Origin of the sequence: Nocardia sp. SSK8 (genome assembly GCF_037034205.1) — a bacterium.
Classification (GTDB): Bacteria; Actinomycetota; Actinomycetes; order Mycobacteriales; family Mycobacteriaceae; genus Nocardia.
This window is the reverse complement of sequence record NZ_JBAGKD010000005.1, coordinates 215,272-232,027: the sequence shown is the minus strand read 5'-3', so window position 1 is coordinate 232,027 and position 16,756 is coordinate 215,272. Positions and strand designations below refer to the sequence as shown.

General features: G+C 70.0%; 21 protein-coding genes. 14 read left to right on the top strand and 7 right to left on the bottom strand.

The genetic code is table 11. The features are described from left to right. Nucleotides 1-58 precede the first annotated feature (58 nt). Both WA675_RS12215 and WA675_RS12210 read left to right on the top strand, forming a co-directional pair. Nucleotides 59-304, top strand: a complete 246-nt coding sequence (locus WA675_RS12215; RefSeq protein WP_336084359.1) for a DUF2630 family protein — start codon at nucleotides 59-61, stop codon at nucleotides 302-304. Beyond that, nucleotides 301-1,746 (top strand): dihydrolipoyl dehydrogenase family protein, encoded by a 1,446-nt coding sequence (locus WA675_RS12210; RefSeq protein WP_336084358.1) that lies wholly within the window; start codon nucleotides 301-303, stop codon nucleotides 1,744-1,746. The genes WA675_RS12215 and WA675_RS12210 overlap by 4 nt, the downstream gene beginning before the upstream one ends. On the opposite strand, the gene WA675_RS12205 is transcribed toward WA675_RS12210, so the two are convergent. Continuing rightward, on the bottom strand, nucleotides 1,739-2,608 hold the full coding sequence (locus tag WA675_RS12205) for an Fpg/Nei family DNA glycosylase (RefSeq protein WP_336084357.1): 870 nt from the start codon (nucleotides 2,606-2,608) through the stop codon (nucleotides 1,739-1,741). The genes WA675_RS12210 and WA675_RS12205 overlap by 8 nt on opposite strands. Nucleotides 2,609-2,793: 185 nt before the next feature. Beyond that, nucleotides 2,794-3,534: a precorrin-6A synthase (deacetylating) gene (gene cobF, locus WA675_RS12200; RefSeq protein WP_336084356.1), complete on the bottom strand. Its 741-nt coding sequence runs from the start codon at nucleotides 3,532-3,534 to the stop codon at nucleotides 2,794-2,796. A 45-nt stretch (nucleotides 3,535-3,579) separates the two neighbouring features. Here cobF and WA675_RS12195 point away from each other — a divergent pair, with 45 nt between their 5' ends. The 6 genes from WA675_RS12195 to WA675_RS12170 all read left to right on the top strand — a co-directional run bounded on the left by WA675_RS12195 (nucleotide 3,580) and on the right by WA675_RS12170 (nucleotide 7,828). Beyond that, nucleotides 3,580-4,383: a thymidylate synthase gene (locus tag WA675_RS12195; RefSeq protein ID WP_336084355.1), complete on the top strand. Its 804-nt coding sequence runs from the start codon at nucleotides 3,580-3,582 to the stop codon at nucleotides 4,381-4,383. Further along, complete coding sequence (locus WA675_RS12190; RefSeq protein WP_336084354.1) at nucleotides 4,380-4,868, top strand: dihydrofolate reductase; 489 nt, start codon at nucleotides 4,380-4,382, stop codon at nucleotides 4,866-4,868. The genes WA675_RS12195 and WA675_RS12190 overlap by 4 nt, the downstream gene beginning before the upstream one ends. A gap of 103 nt (nucleotides 4,869-4,971) precedes the next feature. Further along, the gene (locus WA675_RS12185; protein WP_336084353.1) at nucleotides 4,972-5,298 is read left to right on the top strand and encodes a cupin domain-containing protein; all 327 of its coding nucleotides are present in this window, start codon (nucleotides 4,972-4,974) and stop codon (nucleotides 5,296-5,298) included. A gap of 54 nt (nucleotides 5,299-5,352) precedes the next feature. After that, nucleotides 5,353-6,411 (top strand): Dyp-type peroxidase, encoded by a 1,059-nt coding sequence (locus tag WA675_RS12180; protein WP_336084352.1) that lies wholly within the window; start codon nucleotides 5,353-5,355, stop codon nucleotides 6,409-6,411. Beyond that, complete coding sequence (locus WA675_RS12175; protein WP_336084351.1) at nucleotides 6,412-7,212, top strand: family 1 encapsulin nanocompartment shell protein; 801 nt, start codon at nucleotides 6,412-6,414, stop codon at nucleotides 7,210-7,212. An 88-nt stretch (nucleotides 7,213-7,300) separates the two neighbouring features. Beyond that, nucleotides 7,301-7,828, top strand: coding sequence for a hypothetical protein (locus WA675_RS12170; RefSeq protein ID WP_336084350.1), 528 nt, complete (start codon nucleotides 7,301-7,303; stop codon nucleotides 7,826-7,828). Nucleotides 7,829-7,856: 28 nt separating this feature from the next. Here WA675_RS12170 and WA675_RS12165 read toward each other — a convergent pair whose 3' ends face one another. Beyond that, nucleotides 7,857-8,534 carry a TetR/AcrR family transcriptional regulator gene (locus WA675_RS12165; RefSeq protein WP_336084349.1) on the bottom strand — a complete coding sequence of 226 codons (678 nt, stop codon included), beginning with the start codon at nucleotides 8,532-8,534 and terminating at the stop codon, nucleotides 7,857-7,859. 216 nt (nucleotides 8,535-8,750) lie between these two features. Here WA675_RS12165 and WA675_RS12160 point away from each other — a divergent pair, with 216 nt between their 5' ends. The 4 genes from WA675_RS12160 (at nucleotide 8,751) to WA675_RS12145 (ending at nucleotide 13,851) form a co-directional block, all read left to right on the top strand. After that, nucleotides 8,751-10,286 carry an amino acid permease gene (locus tag WA675_RS12160; protein WP_336084348.1) on the top strand — a complete coding sequence of 512 codons (1,536 nt, stop codon included), beginning with the start codon at nucleotides 8,751-8,753 and terminating at the stop codon, nucleotides 10,284-10,286. A gap of 93 nt (nucleotides 10,287-10,379) precedes the next feature. Continuing rightward, on the top strand, nucleotides 10,380-11,132 hold the full coding sequence (locus tag WA675_RS12155) for a DUF1989 domain-containing protein (protein ID WP_336084347.1): 753 nt from the start codon (nucleotides 10,380-10,382) through the stop codon (nucleotides 11,130-11,132). Continuing rightward, nucleotides 11,129-11,746: an urea amidolyase associated protein UAAP2 gene (locus WA675_RS12150; RefSeq protein WP_336084346.1), complete on the top strand. Its 618-nt coding sequence runs from the start codon at nucleotides 11,129-11,131 to the stop codon at nucleotides 11,744-11,746. The genes WA675_RS12155 and WA675_RS12150 overlap by 4 nt, the downstream gene beginning before the upstream one ends. A 137-nt stretch (nucleotides 11,747-11,883) precedes the next feature. Then, on the top strand, nucleotides 11,884-13,851 hold the full coding sequence (locus WA675_RS12145) for a 5-oxoprolinase/urea amidolyase family protein (protein ID WP_442945612.1): 1,968 nt from the start codon (nucleotides 11,884-11,886) through the stop codon (nucleotides 13,849-13,851). Here WA675_RS12145 and WA675_RS12140 read toward each other — a convergent pair. Next, complete coding sequence (locus WA675_RS12140) at nucleotides 13,841-14,344, bottom strand: MarR family winged helix-turn-helix transcriptional regulator (protein WP_336084344.1); 504 nt, start codon at nucleotides 14,342-14,344, stop codon at nucleotides 13,841-13,843. The two genes, WA675_RS12145 and WA675_RS12140, sit on opposite strands and share 11 nt — an antisense overlap. Here WA675_RS12140 and WA675_RS12135 point away from each other — a divergent pair. Beyond that, complete coding sequence (locus WA675_RS12135; protein WP_336084343.1) at nucleotides 14,333-15,241, top strand: GDSL-type esterase/lipase family protein; 909 nt, start codon at nucleotides 14,333-14,335, stop codon at nucleotides 15,239-15,241. The two genes, WA675_RS12140 and WA675_RS12135, sit on opposite strands and share 12 nt — an antisense overlap. Here the strand turns inward: WA675_RS12135 and WA675_RS12130 are convergent. Further along, nucleotides 15,231-15,632, bottom strand: coding sequence for a RidA family protein (locus WA675_RS12130; RefSeq protein ID WP_336084342.1), 402 nt, complete (start codon nucleotides 15,630-15,632; stop codon nucleotides 15,231-15,233). The genes WA675_RS12135 and WA675_RS12130 overlap by 11 nt on opposite strands. A gap of 30 nt (nucleotides 15,633-15,662) precedes the next feature. On the opposite strand from WA675_RS12130, the gene WA675_RS12125 reads away from it, so the two are divergent. Beyond that, nucleotides 15,663-16,244 (top strand): CGNR zinc finger domain-containing protein, encoded by a 582-nt coding sequence (locus WA675_RS12125; RefSeq protein ID WP_336084341.1) that lies wholly within the window; start codon nucleotides 15,663-15,665, stop codon nucleotides 16,242-16,244. Nucleotides 16,245-16,250: 6 nt separating this feature from the next. Here WA675_RS12125 and WA675_RS12120 read toward each other — a convergent pair whose 3' ends face one another. After that, nucleotides 16,251-16,418 (bottom strand): hypothetical protein, encoded by a 168-nt coding sequence (locus tag WA675_RS12120; protein WP_336084340.1) that lies wholly within the window; start codon nucleotides 16,416-16,418, stop codon nucleotides 16,251-16,253. 11 nt (nucleotides 16,419-16,429) lie between these two features. Continuing rightward, nucleotides 16,430-16,747, bottom strand: coding sequence for a Uma2 family endonuclease (locus tag WA675_RS12115; protein ID WP_336084339.1), 318 nt, complete (start codon nucleotides 16,745-16,747; stop codon nucleotides 16,430-16,432). Nucleotides 16,748-16,756: the final 9 nt, after the last annotated feature.

Below are 16,756 nucleotides of genomic sequence, written 5' to 3'. Positions count from 1 at the left end.
CCCGCGCGGGTCGCTGTTCGCCCGGTACTACCCCTCCGAACATCGAAGTGGTGAGCACATGACCGAACAAGACATCCTGGCGCGTATCAAACAGCTCGTCGACGACGAGCACGAACTGCGGGCCAAAGCGTCCGCGGGCGCGATCGATCCGGTGGCCGAACGTCAGCAGCTCGCCCAGCTCGAGGTGATGCTGGATCAGGCCTGGGACCTACTGCGTCAGCGCCGTGCCCGGGTCGACGCCGCCGAATCCCCCGAGGACACCGAGATGCGCCCGGCCCGTGAGGTCGAGGGCTATCTGCAGTGACCGACGCCGACTACGACGTCATCGTCCTCGGCGCCGGACCGGCCGGTGAGAACGCCGCCGCCTACGCCATCGCGGGCAGCGACCGCACCGCCGCCCTGGTCGAACACCAGCTCTTCGGCGGCGAATGCAGCTACTGGGCGTGTATGCCCAGTAAGGCGCTGCTGCGGCCGGGCGCGGTGCTGCGGCTGGCCCAGGAGATGCCCGGGGTGACCGCGAGCGGCCCGCAGGTGGCCGATGTGCTGGCCCGGCGCGATTCCTTCGTCCACGGCTACGACGACGAATCCCAGGTCGACTGGGCGAAATCCGCCCGGATCGACCCGATCCGGGGCACCGGCGCGCTGGCCGGGGACCGCCTGGTCGAGGTCGCCACCACCGACGGGACGCGGATGCTGCGCGCCCGGCACGCGGTGGTCGTGGCCACCGGCACCACCGCCATGATCCCGGACATTCCCGGCGTGCGCGAGGCCCTGCCGTGGACCTCCCGCGACGCCACCGCCCTGGCGATCGTGCCGCGCCGGGTGGCCATCATCGGCGGCGGTGTGGTGGCCTGCGAGGCCGCCACCTGGCTGGCCGAACTGGGCGCGCAGGAGGTGACCCTGCTGGTGCGCGGCGACCGGCTGCTGCCGCGCGCCGAACCGTTCGCCTCCGAACTCGTCCTGCGCGGCCTGCGCGACACCGGCGTGGTGACGGTCCGCCTGCACACCGAACCGCAGCTGGTCTCGCGCCGCGACCCGGTGGACACCGGGGTCGGCCGCATTCACGGCGGCCCGGTCACCCTCGTCCTCGCCGACGGCGAACTCGAGGTCGACGAACTGGTCGTCGCCACCGGCCGCGCACCGGCCACCAAGGCCCTCGGGCTCGACACCGTCGGTCTGCCCCCCGGCTATCTCGAGGTGGACGACCAGCTCACCGTGCGCGGCGTCCCCGGTGACTGGCTCTACGCCGTCGGCGATGTGAATCACCGCGCGGCACTGACCCATATGGGCAAGTACCAGGCCAGGGTGTGCGGTGACGTGATCGCCGCCCGCGCCGAGGGCAGACCGCTCGACAGCCCCCGGTTCACCGCGAGCGCCGACCACCAGCAGATCCCACAGGTGGTCTACACCGCGCCGGAACTCGCCTCCGTCGGCCTGACCGAGCACGAGGCCCGCACCAGCGGACACACCGTGGACACCGTCGAACTGGATATCGAGGTCGCGGGCACCGCGCTGGCCCGCGACGACTTCCATGGCCGGGCCAAACTCGTCGTCGACACCGCCGCCGACCGGCTGCTCGGCGCCACTTTCGTCGGCCCCGAGATGGGCGAGCAGCTGCACGCGGCCACCATCGCCATCCTGGGCCGGGTGCCGATGGAGACGCTGTGGCACGCGGTGCCCGCCTATCCGACGGTCAGCGAGTTCTGGCTGCGGCTGCTGGAGGCGTGGCGGCAGCGCGCTATTTGAGCAGCCGCGACATCCGCCGGTCGGCGAGGACCTTGCCGCCGGTCTGGCAGGTGGGGCAGTACTGGAAGGAGCGCTCCGCGTAGGACACCTCGCGCACGGTGTCCCCGCAGACCGGGCATTTCTCGCCGGTGCGCGCGTGCACCCGCATCCCGGAGCGCTTCTCGCCCTTCAACCGGGCCGCGTCCTGCCCCACCGAGCGCCGCACCGCGTCGAGCAGCACCTCGCGCATGGCGGTGTAGAGCTGCGAGATCGTCTCCGCCGACAGGGTTTTCGTATTCGCGAAGGGCGAGAGCTTCGCGGTGTGCAGGATCTCGTCGGAGTAGGCGTTGCCGATCCCGGCGAGCAGGGTCTGGTCGACCAGGGCGGTCTTGAGCCGCTGCGAGGTGCCGGTCAGCAGGGCGGCGAACTCGTCCTCGGTGACGGCCAGCGCGTCCGGCCCCAGCCGCGCGATCCCGTGCACCAACTGCGGGTCCTCGACGACATAGACCGCAAGCCGCTTCTTGGTGCCCGCCTCGGTCAGGTCGATCGCGGGCGTCGCGCCCTCGGGGGTGAAGAAGTGCACCCGCAGGGCCAGCGGGGATTTCCCGCCCGGCTTCGGCGGCAGCGGATTCGGCTCGTCGACCCAGCGCAGCCAGCCCCCGCGCGAGAGATGCGTGATCAGCCAGAGTCCCCCGCAGTCCATCCCGAGGAACTTGCCCCACCGCCCGGCCCCGGTGACATCGCGGCCGGACAGCGCCGTCACCGGCGGATCGAAGGTCTTCACCGCACTCAGCGCGGCCACGTCGACCCGGCCGACCACCGCGCCGACGGCATGGTCACGCAGAAACTGCGCTAACGCCTCTACCTCGGGTAGCTCCGGCACGAGCTGAGTCTATTGGAGCGCTGGCGCGCTCGAGTCGCGGCCCCTAGGGGCCGCCGGTCAGCGCTCGAGACTCGCCTTCGGCATGCGCTTCGAGCGCTGACCGGCGACCCGGCCGCGACCGGCGCTGCGCGCCGCCGCTCCTCGGGGTCGCGGGTGCGGGGCCGGGGGTGTGCGGTCGTGGCGGCTTACCCTGCTCGCAACAGGTAGACGTCCATGATCCAGCCTTTGGCCTCGCGGAGTTCCACGCGGCGCGCCACGATCTGTTTCTCGACCTCGCGCAGCGGCCCCTCGATCAGCGTCTCGTCGGGCATGCCCAGGTAGGCGCCCCACCAGATGTGGAGGTCGTCGCCGGGGACCTCGGTGAACGAGCAATCGCCGTCGAGCATCACCACCGTCGAGCCGGAACCCAGGCCCTCCTCGCGCAGGCGGCGCCCGGTGGTGACGTGCACCGGCTCGCCGATGCGGTGCAGCACCATCCGGTGGCGGGCGGCCAGCGCGGCCACGCTGGTGACGCCCGGGATCACCGCGTAGTCGAACGCGCTGTTTCCCCGCGCCAGCACGTGCTCGACCATCCGCAGGGTGCTGTCGTAAAGGGCCGGATCGCCCCACACCAGGATCGCCCCGGTGCCCTCGACCTGGTTGAACGCGGCTTCGAGCAGTTCGGCGCGGCGCTCGTGCCAGTCCCGCACGACGCCGGTGTAGTCGGCGGGGGTGCGGTCGCGCGGCGGATCGGTGATCTCGATGATCCGGTGCGGCCCGTCGACGTGTTCGGCCAGGATCGCGGTCCGCACCTCGACCAGTTCCCGCTTCTCGTCCCCCTTGCCGATCACGAAGAACGCCTCGGCCCGTCGCATGGCCTTGACCGCCTGCATCGTCACCTGGTCGGGGTCGCCCGCGCCGATGCCGATCACGTAGAGCTTGCGCATACGCGGAGAGCTTGCCAGGTGGCCGGGCACGTAGACTCGGCAGCCGTGGCCACCCCTGATACGCAGTACGAGGATCTGCTCCGGCACGTGCTCGCGAACGGCACCCCCAAAGCCGATCGCACCGGCACCGGCACCCGCAGCATCTTCGGTCATCAGCTGCGCTACGACCTGTCCACGAGCTTCCCGCTGATCACCACCAAGCGGGTGCACATGAAGTCCATCGCCTACGAACTGCTGTGGTTCCTGCGCGGCGACTCGAACGTGTCCTGGTTGCGGGAGCACGGGGTGAGCATCTGGGACGAATGGGCCGACGCCGAGGGCGAGCTGGGCCCGGTCTACGGGGTGCAGTGGCGCTCTTGGCCCACCCCCGACGGCACCCACATCGACCAGATCTCCCAGGTCCTGCACACCCTGCGCACCGACCCGGACTCGCGCCGGATGATCGTGTCGGCCTGGAATGTCGCCGATCTGGACAAGATGGCGCTCGCGCCCTGCCACGCTTTCTTCCAGTTCTACGTGGCCGACGGCAAGTTGTCGTGCCAGCTCTACCAGCGCAGCGCCGACCTGTTCCTCGGCGTGCCGTTCAATATCGCCAGCTACGCCCTGCTCACCCTGATGGTGGCCCAGCAGACCGAGCTCGAGCCCGGCGAGTTCATCTGGTCCGGCGGCGACGTGCACATCTACGACAACCACGTCGACCAGGTCCGCGAGCAGCTCACCCGCGCGGCCTACCCGTTCCCGCGGCTGCACCTGCGGCCCGCGGCGAGCCTGTTCGACTACACCTACGAGGACATCGAACTGTCCGGCTACCGCCACCACCCACCCATCAAGGCGCCGGTGGCGGTGTGACCCGCGGGATCGGGCTCATCTGGGCCCAGGCGAACAACGGCGTCATCGGCATCGACAACACCATCCCCTGGCGCGTCCCCGAGGACATGGCCGCCTTCAAGAACACGACCATGGGCCACCCCGTGATCATGGGCAGACGCACCTGGGACTCCCTGCCCCCCGCGTTCCGCCCCCTGACCGGACGCCGCAATATCGTCGTCACCCGCCAGCCCGGCTGGGCGGCCGAGGGCGCCGAACGCGCGGGCTCGGTCGAAGAGGCCCTGACCCTGACCGGCGACACCGACACCTGGATCGCCGGGGGCGGCGAGATCTACCGCGCCGCACTCCCTTTCGCGACGATCCTGCAGGTCACCGAGATCGACACCACCGTCCCCGGCGACGCCTTCGCCCCACCCATCGGCCCGGAATGGCACGCCCCACCCACCGACTGGCAGCTGTCGAAAACCGGCCTGCGCTACCGCATCCGCCACTACACCCGCGGCTGACAACATCCGGCTAACGGTCCGGGCAAAACGGCCGATCCCGGGTGGGGTCTCGGGCATACTCCTCGATACCAGCCCGCGAGAAGCCCGCGAAAGGCGCGTTGCCATGGACAAGAAATCGCTGACCGCGGTGGCCCGCCAGCAATTGAAGCTGGCCGCCACCTCGACGAGTGGCCGGAGTTCGCAGACCGTCATCGGCGGTCACACCCATGCGCTGCGGCAGACCGTCGTCGCCCTCACCGAGGGGCAGAGCCTCGCCGAACACGACAACGCGGGCGATGTCACCATCCAGGTCCTCACCGGCACGCTGGTGCTGATCGCGGGCACCGACGAGTGGAAGGGTTCGGCGGGCGATCTGCTGGTCGTCCCCCGGGCCAGGCACAGCGTCAAGGCCATCGACAATGTGGCGTTCCTGCTGACCGTCGCCAAGTAGGACACACCCGGGCGCTGACCGAAGCTGTCGGTAGCGGCCCGTACGCTGGACCGCATGGGTGAGCCACAAGCGGTCCTCGATCCACTCTCGCCTGCCGCGATCTTCCTCGTCGCCACCATCGACGAGGGCGGCGAGGCCACCGTGCGCGATCTGCTGTCGGATATCTCCGGTTTACGCCGTTCGGTCGGTTTCCGGGTGCCCGGCGAGGGTCTGACCTGCATCACCTCGATCGGCTCCGCGGCCTGGGACCGGCTGTTCACCGGGCCCAAACCCGCTGAGCTGCACGAGTTCCCGGGCTACAACGGCCCCGTGCACAGCGCCCCGGCCACCCCGGGCGACCTGCTGTTCCACATCAAGGCCGAAACCCAGGGCGCCTGTTTCGAACTCGCCATGGTGATCGGTGCCCGGTTGCGGGGCGCGGTCACGGTCGTCGACGAGACCGTCGGCTTCCGCTATTTCGAGCAGCGCGATCTGCTCGGCTTCGTCGACGGCACCGAGAACCCCGAGGGCCGCGCCGCCGCCTCGGCCGCCCTGATCGGCGACGAGGACCCCGATTTCTCCGGCGGCAGCTACGTCATCGTGCAGAAGTACACCCACCCCCTCGACCAGTGGAACGCGCTGAGCATCGAGGAGCAGGAGCGGGTCATCGGGCGCACCAAGCTCGGCGACTACGAACTGCCCGACGACGTGAAACCCCCGAACTCGCATGTCGCGGTGAACACCCTGGTCGACCCCGACGGCACCGAACGCCAGATCCTGCGCGCCAATATGCCCTTCGGCACCGTCGGCACCGACGAGTTCGGCACCTACTACATCGCCTACGCGGCCACCCCCAGCGTCACCGAGCGCATGCTCGAGCGCATGTTCCTCGGCACCGAGGACGCGGCCTACGACCGCATCCTCGATTTCTCCTTCGCCGTCACCGGCACCCTGTTCTTCACCCCCACCGCCGAGTTCCTCGACGACCTGCCCGAGGCACCCCAGTCTGTCGCCGCCGAGGAGGGCTCCGACGAGCTGGCCGAATTCGTCCCGGTGGAACAGGCCAACGCCGCCGCGGCGGCAGCGTCATCGAACGGCTCACTCGGCATCGGCACGATGAAAAGGAGTATCTGAATGAACAACCTGCATCGCGAACTCGCGCCGATCAGCGGCGAGGCGTGGGAGGCCATCGAGGAGGAGGCCACCCGCACTTTCAAGCGGCACATCGCCGGGCGCCGCGTGGTCGACGTGTCCGGTCCGCACGGCACCGCGTACTCCGCGGTCGGCCTGGGCCGCACCACCTCGATCGCGGCACCGGGCGAGGGGGTGCAGGCCCGCCAGCGCCTGGTCGCCCCGCTGGTCGAACTGCGGGTGCCGTTCACGCTCTCGCGGCAGGAGCTCGACGATGTCGAGCGCGGCGCGCAGGACGCCGACCTCGACCCGGTGAAGGACGCGGCCAAGAAGATCGCCTTCGCCGAGGACCGCGCGATCTTCGAGGGCTACGCGGCCGCGCAGATCACCGGTGTCCGGGCGGCGGCCTCGAATGCCTCGATCGCGGTGCCCAGCGATGTGCTGGCCACACCGGAGGCCATCGCCCAGGCGCTCACCGAGCTGCGCCTGGCCGGTGTCGACGGCCCGTATTCGGTGCTGCTCAGCGCCGACCTCTACACCGAGGTCAGCGAGACCTCCGACCACGGCCACCCGGTCCGCACGCATATCGAGCGGCTGCTGCCCGAGGGCGAGATCATCTGGGCTCCGGCCATCGACGGCGCCTTCGTGCTCACCACCCGCGGCGGCGACTTCGATCTGCGGATCGGCCAGGACCTGTCCATCGGCTATCTGTCGCACGACGCCGACACCGTGCGGCTCTACTTCCAGGAGAGCCTGACCTTCCTGGTCAACACGGCGGAGGCGGCGGTCGCCCTCGACGCCTGAGACACACCCGGTGACCGGGCGGCGCGGTTCTGCCAGAATCGGGTCAGTCCGGTCGGCGGGTGCCGGGGCCGGTCACGAGGGAGGTCGCATGTCCGCGGTACGGGCCGGTGTGGTGCCGGCGTCGCGAAGCCTGCTCTACTGCGCGGTCGGCGCGCTGGTCGCCACCGGGATCGTGGGGCTGTGCCTGGCGATGTTCGGGATCAACCGGCTGTTCGCGTGGATCCTGCTGGGTGTCGCGGCGGGCATCGGTGTGGGCGCGGCGCTGTTCACCCGCGATGTGGTGGAGCTGACCGACCACTCGATCTCGGTGCGTGCCCCCTTCCGCGCGGCGACCGTGCCGTGGGAGCGCGTCGTGGGCGGCCGCTTCACCCTCGACGAGCACGCCCGCTGGGCCTTGGCCCTCGACCTCAACGGCGGAACCTCCGACGAGCTCGTGCTGCTGTCCATCCCGCCGGTCGTCGGCCCGGTTTCCGGCGCCTACGACATGCGCAAACGCGAGCAGGTCAGGGAGATCCGGGAGTTGCTGCGGATCAAGCGGATTCCCATCACCGTGCTGCCGGAGATCGCGGCCGCGCTCAGCGAGCACTGGCAGATCGCGCCGCCGACCGCGCGCTGACCGCGCTGACCGCACGGCGGCCGCGGGCTCAGTCCGCCTCGGCGCCGATCGCGCCGACCCGGGCGAGCAACGCCTCGGCGGCCCCCCGGACCGGCGCGGGATCATCGACCTGCCCGGCGATGCGCACGATCGCGTCCGGGATGACGTATTCGGTCTCGGCACCGGCCGTCCCCACGTCGGAGCGGATGCCGATCACGGTCTCGACCAGCCGGAACGGCAGGATTCGCGCGTCGGCGGAGATCCCGGCCGCCGTCGCGGCATCGGCGGCCAGCCGCTCATAGTGCGCGCGCAGTTCGTCGCGCCGCTGCCGGAACTCCGCGAATCGCTCGGTGCGCAACTCGGGCAGCTGGTACAGCGCGCCGAGATTCCAGCGCGCGGTGCGTAACTGCCGCACATCGAACAGCGCCAGGGCGTAGAGCTTGGTCACCGCGTCCTCGGGTTCGTCACGCATGCGCCGCACCAGTTCGGCCGGGCCCGCGATGGTCGCGGCCAGCAGCGCGTCGAGGATGTCGTCCTTGGCCGCGAAGTGGTGATACAGCGAGGCCTGGCGGATACCGACCGCGTCGGCCACCGCCCGGGTCGAGGTCTTGGCATAGCCCCGGGTGGTGAACAGCTCCGCCGCCGCGTCGAGGATCTCCGCGCGCGGCGTGGTCCCCTGCCTGCGCCGCTGTTCCAGCCGGGGTCGCCCGGGACCGAGGTTAGCCACCGAGTGATTCTGTCATCGGCCGTGACGGCGGCCGCGCCGGGCACCTCACCAGCGCCGATGCCGCGTGGTCGAATTCCTGTCACTCGACAGAAACGTGGGCAACGCAGAAGTAACCGGAGGCCGCACAGCCGATACACGCACGACACCGTTCGAGCGATCGCGCACGCAAAACTATCGACTGATAGATATTTGGCCGCACCGCCGAAGGACACCGACATGGCCACGACTCTCGATACCCCCGCCATCCCACCCGGAACCGGCCGCGACGGCGCCGATCTCGCCCAGTTCGGCTACGAGCCCGTGCTGCACCGCAAGCTGGGCCGCTACGCCTCCTTCGCGGCGGGCTTCTCGTTCGTCTCGATTCTCACCACGATCTTCCAGTTCTTCGGGTTCGGTTACGGATTCGGCGGCGCCGCCTTCTTCTGGACCTGGCCGCTGGTGTTCGCCGGTCAATTCCTGGTGGCGCTGAACTTCGCCGAACTCGCTGCCCGGTACCCGATCTCGGGCTGCATCTATCAGTGGTCGCGACGGCTGGCCGGGGGCCTGGTCGGCTGGTTCGCGGGCTGGATGATGGTGCTCGCGCAGGTCGTCACGGCCGCGGCGGCGGCGATCGCGCTGCAGGTGGTGCTGCCCTCGATCTGGAGCGGCTTCCAGCTCATCGGCACCGACACCGCGCTCACCTCGCGCGACGGCGCGATGAACGCCGTGCTGCTGGGCAGTGTGCTGCTGGTGGTCACCACCACGATCAATGTGATCGGCATCGATCTGATGTCGAAGATCAATTCGATCGGCGTGACGGTCGAGATCATCGGCGTGCTGGCGATCATCGCGCTGTTCTTCACCAGCGCCGAGCGCGGTCCTGACGTGGTCCTGCACACCGACCAGGCGGCACCCGGCCCGTACTGGGCGGCCTTCCTGGTCTCCGGCCTGATGGCCGCGTATGTGATGGTCGGATTCGATTCCGCCGGTGAGCTTTCCGAGGAGACCAAGAACCCGCGCAAGGTGGCGCCGCGCACCATCCTGCTGGCGCTGTCGATGTCGGCGCTCGGTGGCGGGCTCATGCTGCTGGGCGCGCTGATGGCGGCGCCGAGCCTGTCCGATGGTGAATTGGCCTCGGGCGGACTGGCTTACGTCATCACCGCCAAGCTCAACAGCCCGGCGGGTACGGTCCTGCTCGGGTGCGTGGCGGTCGCGGTGATCGTATGCACCCTGGCCATCCAGACCGCGGGGTCGCGGCTGATGTTCTCGATGGCCCGCGACGGCAAACTGCCCTTCGCCCAGGCACTCTCGACGGTGCACCCGCGCTTCGGCACGCCCGTCTGGCCCGCCGTGGTGATCGGCGCGCTGGGCATCGGCCTGCTGGTGCTGAACCTGGGCAACCCCGCCATCTTCGCCACCCTGGCCAGCGTCTGCATCGTCAGCCTGTACCTGGCGTACCTGCTGGTCACGATCCCGCTGCTGGTGCGCCGAATCAAGGGCCTACCCGCGACGGACGACCCGACACTGTTCACCCTGGGCCGCTGGGGCGTCCCGATCAACGCGCTCGCGGTGGTGTGGGGCATCGCCATGGTGATCAACCTGGCCTGGCCGCGCCCCGAGGTCTACACCCCCGAGGGCGGCAGCTGGTGGCAGCTGTGGGCCGGTCCGCTGTCGGTGCTGGTCATCCTCGCGACGGGCGCCATCGTCTACCGCTTCGTGGTGGCGACCGCCGACCCGGCACCCGCCATCGAACCCACCCCTGCCGCCGCGTAGCCGAACGCGGCCGCCCGTCGGCAATAGCGGCACCACCCCCAGTCTGCCCAACCCGCTCGAGCGCGAGCAGCGTTGTTCGCCAAGGAGATCGCGATGACCAGTACCCAGTCCACCGAGGGCGCACGCGCCCATGCGCGCGCCCAAGCCGCCGCCGCTACTCTCGCGCGGCCCGATGTCCCCACTGACGTCGACCCGGCGACAGTCGTTCTCGCCCAGCGCATCCCGTCCGGTGGATACGCGAATGTCGTGCTGGGCCGGGGTACCCGGGTCCGGCTGGCCGACCCGTCCGGCAGCACCTGCGCGCACCTGTTCCTGCTGCGCGCGGGGGCACCGTGGGAGCGGCTCAATGTCGCCGACACCGTGAAGGTGCCGTGGCAGGCGTACCTGGGCGCTGGGCATCCCCTGCTCTCCGATCAGGGCCGGGTGCTGGCCACCGTCCTGACCGATACCTCCGGCCACCACGACACCCTCTGCGGCCCGAGCGCCGAAGGCCGCCGCCAGTTGCACCTCGCCGGTGCCAAGCAGGGCCTCGAACCGCGCGACATCGGCCCGTCGATCTCACTGTTCCGCGGTGTCCGGGTCGAGGCAGACGGTGGTCTCGTCCCGACCGGGAACGCGCAGCCGGGGGCCGCGGTCGAGCTGCTGATCCACCTCCCGGTGACGCTGCTGGTCGCCACAGCCACCCACCCGCTCGACGACCGCCCCGTCGGCGAGCTCGACCTGGTGGCCTGGCCCTCCCCCGCCGACCTCGCCACCCTGCCCAACGACGACCCGGAATACCGACGGGCCGTGGACAACACCGAAGCCGCCTGGGCGGCCGCACTGAGCTCGGAGGTTTCGGCATGACCGCCACCACCCGCACCGTCGTCCTGGACGAGACCGTTCCCGCGCAGGCGCCGTGGTCGGCGATCGTGCGCGCGGGCGACCAGCTCGAGATCATCGACCTGCACGGCAACCAGGCGGTCGACTGCCTGCTCTACTCGGCCGCCGACCACACCGACCGCTACAGCGCCCAGGCCACCGTCGCCGCCCAGCGCAGCATCTTCCTGACCACCGGCAGCGTGCTGCTGACCGAGGCGGGCACCCCGCTGATGACCGTGCTCGCCGACGAGGTCGGCAATCACGACACCATCGCGGGCGCCTGCTCCCAGGAATCCAACACCCTGCGCTACGGCCACCACACCCGCCACCAGCACGCCTGCGTCGAGAACTTCCTCACCGCCGCTCTCGAATGGGGTCTGGGCAAGCGCGATCTGGTCTCGAATATCAACTGGTTCATGAATGTCCCGGTCGAGGCCGACGGCACCCTCGGCATCGTCGACGGCCGCTCGGCCCCCGGCAAGAAGGTCACCCTCCGCGCCGAGATCGACACCCTGGTCCTGGTCTCCAACTGCCCCCAGATCAACAACCCCTGCAACGGTTTCGACCCCACGCCCGTGCGCATGGTGGTGACGCGATGAGCCTTACCGCCGAAACCACCGCCACGACGAAAATGGGCCCGCCCGCGGGCGATACACCGGACACCAGCGTTTCGGCGCACACCCCAGGTCCCGTCGCGCAGACATCCTCCCGCTACATCGAGGTCGTACGACCCGGCATGCAGACCACTGTGCAGGATTGGCCGGGTCGAATCGGCTACTGGCACATCGGTGTTCCACCCTCCGGCCCGATGGACGACCTGTCATTCCGGCTCGGCAATCGGGTCCTCGGCAATCCCGAGAGCGCGGCCGGACTGGAGTGCACGCTCGGCGGCCCCGCGCTGCGGTTCACCGAGGCGACCTGGGTGTGCGTCACCGGCGCCGTCGCCGACGTGCGCGTAGACGGGCAGCCGGTCGAACAGTGGCGCACCGTCGAGGTCCCTGCCGGTGGCCTGCTCGATGTGGGCGCGATTCGCGGCCCCGGCATGCGCACCTACATCCTGATCTCCGGCGGCATCGCGGTCGAGCATTTCCTCGGCAGCGCGGCCACTTTCACGCTCGGCCGATTCGGCGGCGGCACCGGCGCGGCTTTGCGCCCACACGTCACATTGCCACTCGACGCGCCGAACACCCGCCTGGCACCGGCCGTCCCCATGTCCGACATTCCCGCCTTCGGCCGCCGCTGGGAACTCGCCGTCACCGAGGGCCCGCACGGCGCCCCGGAGTTCTTCACCCGCACCGACTTCGACACCATCCTCGGTACCGACTACGAGGTGCACTTCAACTCCGACCGCACCGGCGTCCGCCTGATCGGCCCCAAACCGGAGTGGGCCCGCACCGACGGCGGCGAAGCGGGCTTGCACCCGTCGAACATCCACGACAACGCCTATACGATCGGCGCGCTCGACTTCACCGGCGACACCCCGATCCTGCTCGGCCCCGACGGCCCCAGCCTCGGCGGCTTCGTCTGCCCGGTCACCGTGGTGGCCGCCGAACGCTGGAAGCTCGGCCAGCTCACCCCCGGCGACACCGTGCGCTTCGTGGCCGTCCGCGCCGAACACGCCGCGCCCGCAGGCGAACTCGGCTCCGCCCGCCGGGCCTCGTTCGCCACCGTGCTCTCGGCGGGCCGCGACGGCGACGACGGCATCCTGCGCCGCACCGACGCCGACGACGAGACCGCCGTGACCTACCGCCGCCAGGGCGACGACGGCGTCCTGGTCGAATACGGCGCCCTCACTCTCGATCTCGGCCTGCGGGCCCGCGTGCACGCCCTGCATCAGCACCTCGTCGCCGCCCGGCCGCGCGGCGTCGTCGAACTCACCCCGGGCATCCGCTCACTCCAGATCCGCGTCGACCCCGCCGTCCTGCCCATCCCCCGGCTGCTCGACCTGCTCGCCGAAGCCGAGACCCTGCTCCCCGACTCCGACCACCTGGTGGTCCCGAGCCGAACCGTCCACCTGCCGCTGTCCTGGGACGACCCGTCCACCCGCGAGGCCATCACCCGGTACATGCACGGCGTGCGCGCCGATGCCCCCTGGTGCCCATGGAACATCGAGTTCATCCGCCGGATGAACGGCCTGGCCTCGGTCGAGGACGTCCACCGCACCGTCTTCGACGCCGAATACCTGGTCCTGGGCCTGGGCGATGTATATCTGGGCGCTCCCGTGGCCACGCCCACCGATCCCCGGCACCGCCTGGTCACCACCAAATACAACCCGGCGCGCACCTGGACGCCCGAGAACGCTGTCGGCATCGGCGGCGCCTACCTGTGCATCTACGGCATGGAGGGCCCCGGCGGCTACCAATTCGTCGGCCGCACCACCCAGGTCTGGAACCACCGCGCCCGCCCCACCGGCACCGCGGGCCCCGGCGTCGACCACTTCGACAGCGAAACCCCGTGGCTGTTGCGCTATTTCGACCGAATCCGCTGGTATCCGGTCGAAGCCGACGAACTCCTCGACCTCCGCGCGGATTTCGCGACGGGCAAGGTGGACGTCACCGTCACCGACGGCGAGTTCCGCCTGGCCGACTACCGCCGCTTCCTCGCCGACAATGCCACCGACATCGAGAACTTCCGCGCCGTCCAAGCCGAGGCCTTCGCCACCGAACGCCAATCCTGGCGCACAGCAGGAGAACTCACCGACTGACGGCTGAGCCGTCCCCACCGGTTCGCGCGTCGGCGAGCGCCGCCGGATTCGTGACGTCGCGAATGATGCGCAACCCGGTGACCAGCCCCGCGAGCTGCTCCGGTGTCAGCAAGCCGGTCAGCCAGCGGTCCAGCGCGGCCAGATAGTCGGGCAGCACCTGTTCGAGGCGGCGGACCCCCGCCTCGGTGAGCGCCGCGTACGCACTGCGCCGATCGGCGGGATCGGCCTGCCGCTCCACCAGCCCGGCCTTGGTCAGCCGGTCGACGAGCCTGGTCACCCCGCTGGTGGACAGCGCGGTCTGCGTCGCCAGATCCGACATCCGCAGCCTGCGCTCCGCCGACCTGCTCAGCCGCATGAGCGCATTGAGGTCGAGCCCGGACAGGCCGTGGGCGCTCCAGACGGGGTCGAGTTTCGCGAGGAGGCCGCTGTTCGCCTCGAAGAGCAGACCCGCACTGGTCAGCCGCGGATCGTCGAACAGTTCTTGCACGGACATGCGTTTCGATGGCAACTCGCCAGCACCGTCATCGCGCCGGGCGCGGACCTGGAGAGCGATCCGATCGATTTGCCGGTCGACGCGGGAACGGACCTGCTGCTGAGCCTGTACTTGCCCGAGCCCACCGGCCCGGCGACCTTCTCGCACCAGCCGGGCGAGATCACCTATGTGACCACCGGCGACCACACCGATGACACAGAACTCCCTGCGGCACAGGAAGTTCCGGCCCGATTCTTCGTCACCGGCGTCGACGTCCTCGCCCCCGCCGATACCCCGGTGGCCGTCGCGCTGGGTGACTCGTGGTTCGAAGGCTTCGGGACCACCCCGAGTACCAACCGCCGCTCCGTCGACGCGCTCAACGCCCGGCTCCGGAACGGCTGGGTAGTCAACAATGGCATCTCCGGAAACCGCCTCACCGCGACCGAGATCGGCGAATCCGGCACCGCCCGTGCCGATTCCGACGCATTCACCGTCCCCGGTGTCACCGATGTGCTGCTGAACTTCGGTATCAACGATCTGATCCTCGGCGCCCAGGCCGGACAACCCCCGGCCACCGCCGAGGAACTGATCGCCGCCTTCACCGACCTGGCGACCCGCGCGCACGCCGCGAACCTGCGCGTCCACGCCGCCACCATCGGCCCCTACGCGGGCTGCGTCTACCCGGGCATGCCACTGCTGGAAACCCAGCCCGTCCGCGCCGCCGTCAACGAATGGTTGCGCACCACCGAGGTTTTCGACTCGGTCTTCGATGTCGATCGCGCGGTGGCCGACCCCGCCCGCCCCGACTACCTGCGCCCCGAATTCGACAGCGGCGACGGCATGCATCTCAATGACGCCGGTGCCGCCGCGATGGCGGCGACGGTCACCACCCTGTTCGGGCGAACGCTCACGGCATGACCGCGGCGACCGCCTCGATCTCGATGAGCGCGCCCTCGACCGCCAGGCCGGAGACGAAGGCGAAGGTGATGGCGGGCGGATGCGGGGTGCGCTCCCAGGCGGCTCCGAAGGCGGCGAAGCCGTCCTGCAAGCTCTCCCCTTCCTTGATGAGCAGATTCCACTTGACCACGTCGGCGGGCTCGGCACCGGCGGCGACCAGGCAGGCCCGCAGGTTGACCAGGGTCTGGCGGACCTGCGAGGCGAGGTCCGGGCCGACGACCCGGCCGGTGGCGTCGACCCCGTTCTGTCCGCCGATGTAGATCAGGTCGGCACCGGCGGGGACCCGCACCACCTGGGAGAAGGCCGGGTTGCTGTGCAGGGTGTCGGGATTGAGGTACGTCGCGATTGCCATGAACCTACGGTAACCAGTTAAACTGGTGTCATGCAAGAGCGAAAGTCTCTCCCGCCCGCCGTGCGCCGCCGCTTCCAGACCGGTCGCCCGTGCCTGGACCTGGTCCACACCGGCGGGGAGGGCGAGCTGGCGGTCTGGGAGATCGTGCACACCAGCGAGGACCTGGGACGCTGGTTGAGCGTCATCCTCGAGATCCCCGGCATCACCGCCGAGGACGCCGATCTCACCGCTTTCCGCACGCTCCGCGCGGCACTGTCCCGCAGCGCCTTTGGCCAAGCGGCAGGAACTCCGTTGTCCCCCAACGACATCGACACCATCAACAGCGCCGCGACCGAACGCCCACTGACCCCCCGGCTCGGCCCCGCCCTGACGCTGGACTACCCCGACCCCACCGCCAAGGCAGCCCTGTCCACCCTCGCCCGCGACGCCATCGACCTGTTCGCGAGCCCCCTGGCCACCCGCATCCGCGTCTGCGCCTCGGAAACCTGTGGCCTGCTCTTCGTCGACGCCTCCCGCCCCGGCCGCCGCAAATGGTGCTCGATGGACCGCTGCGGCAACCTCAGCAAGGTCGCCAGATACCGGGAGTCACACTCCGGCGAACCGGGCGCCTAGCGACCGTCAGAGTCCGTACTTGCGAACGAAATCCTCGGTGAGATCGATCGCGGGCAGCCCGTGATCGGACGCACTGGTGTCCACCGCGGTCTCCTCGATCAACCGCTCAGGCTCCGGCGGCAACTGCCGCCACTGCGCCCGCGGATCAACCTCGTCACCATGCTGAGCTGTCATCACGCCCCCTTTCACCACCCAGAGTAGACGACGGTCTCCCCCGAGGCATGCCACCGGCCCCCGTACCAGTCGATCGAGCCGGAAGCCACCATGAGATCGGGGATCGGCTCGTCGTCACCGATGAGAACACCGACACCGTCGAGGACCACGCGGTCGGGTGGCACAACGGCGTCGAGAACACGGGTGAGCCGTTTGATCAGCCATTGGTGCATGGGCTTCGGCGCGGCATGCACGACGAGCTGACCATTCAGCACCTCATATCGCAGACCGTCATCGGGCATCTCGTCGAGATCGGCGGCGGTCCAGCAGTCGGAACGAGGCAACGGCATCGGTACACC

Excerpts from the sequence above, each read along its gene's own strand:
- WA675_RS12215 (WP_336084359.1), top strand. The coding sequence starts at position 59 with ATGACCGAACAAGACATCCTGGCGCGTATCAAACAGCTCGTCGACGAC.
- cobF (WP_336084356.1), bottom strand. The coding sequence starts at position 3,534 with ATGCGCAAGCTCTACGTGATCGGCATCGGCGCGGGCGACCCCGACCAG.
- WA675_RS12185 (WP_336084353.1), top strand. The coding sequence starts at position 4,972 with ATGGACAAGAAATCGCTGACCGCGGTGGCCCGCCAGCAATTGAAGCTG.
- WA675_RS12180 (WP_336084352.1), top strand. The coding sequence starts at position 5,353 with ATGGGTGAGCCACAAGCGGTCCTCGATCCACTCTCGCCTGCCGCGATC.
- WA675_RS12175 (WP_336084351.1), top strand. The coding sequence starts at position 6,412 with ATGAACAACCTGCATCGCGAACTCGCGCCGATCAGCGGCGAGGCGTGG.
- WA675_RS12170 (WP_336084350.1), top strand. The coding sequence starts at position 7,301 with ATGTCCGCGGTACGGGCCGGTGTGGTGCCGGCGTCGCGAAGCCTGCTC.
- WA675_RS12160 (WP_336084348.1), top strand. The coding sequence starts at position 8,751 with ATGGCCACGACTCTCGATACCCCCGCCATCCCACCCGGAACCGGCCGC.
- WA675_RS12155 (WP_336084347.1), top strand. The coding sequence starts at position 10,380 with ATGACCAGTACCCAGTCCACCGAGGGCGCACGCGCCCATGCGCGCGCC.
- WA675_RS12150 (WP_336084346.1), top strand. The coding sequence starts at position 11,129 with ATGACCGCCACCACCCGCACCGTCGTCCTGGACGAGACCGTTCCCGCG.
- WA675_RS12145 (WP_442945612.1), top strand. The coding sequence starts at position 11,884 with ATGCAGACCACTGTGCAGGATTGGCCGGGTCGAATCGGCTACTGGCAC.
- WA675_RS12140 (WP_336084344.1), bottom strand. The coding sequence starts at position 14,344 with ATGTCCGTGCAAGAACTGTTCGACGATCCGCGGCTGACCAGTGCGGGT.
- WA675_RS12130 (WP_336084342.1), bottom strand. The coding sequence starts at position 15,632 with ATGGCAATCGCGACGTACCTCAATCCCGACACCCTGCACAGCAACCCG.
- WA675_RS12125 (WP_336084341.1), top strand. The coding sequence starts at position 15,663 with ATGCAAGAGCGAAAGTCTCTCCCGCCCGCCGTGCGCCGCCGCTTCCAG.
- WA675_RS12120 (WP_336084340.1), bottom strand. The coding sequence starts at position 16,418 with ATGACAGCTCAGCATGGTGACGAGGTTGATCCGCGGGCGCAGTGGCGG.
- WA675_RS12115 (WP_336084339.1), bottom strand. The coding sequence starts at position 16,747 with ATGCCGTTGCCTCGTTCCGACTGCTGGACCGCCGCCGATCTCGACGAG.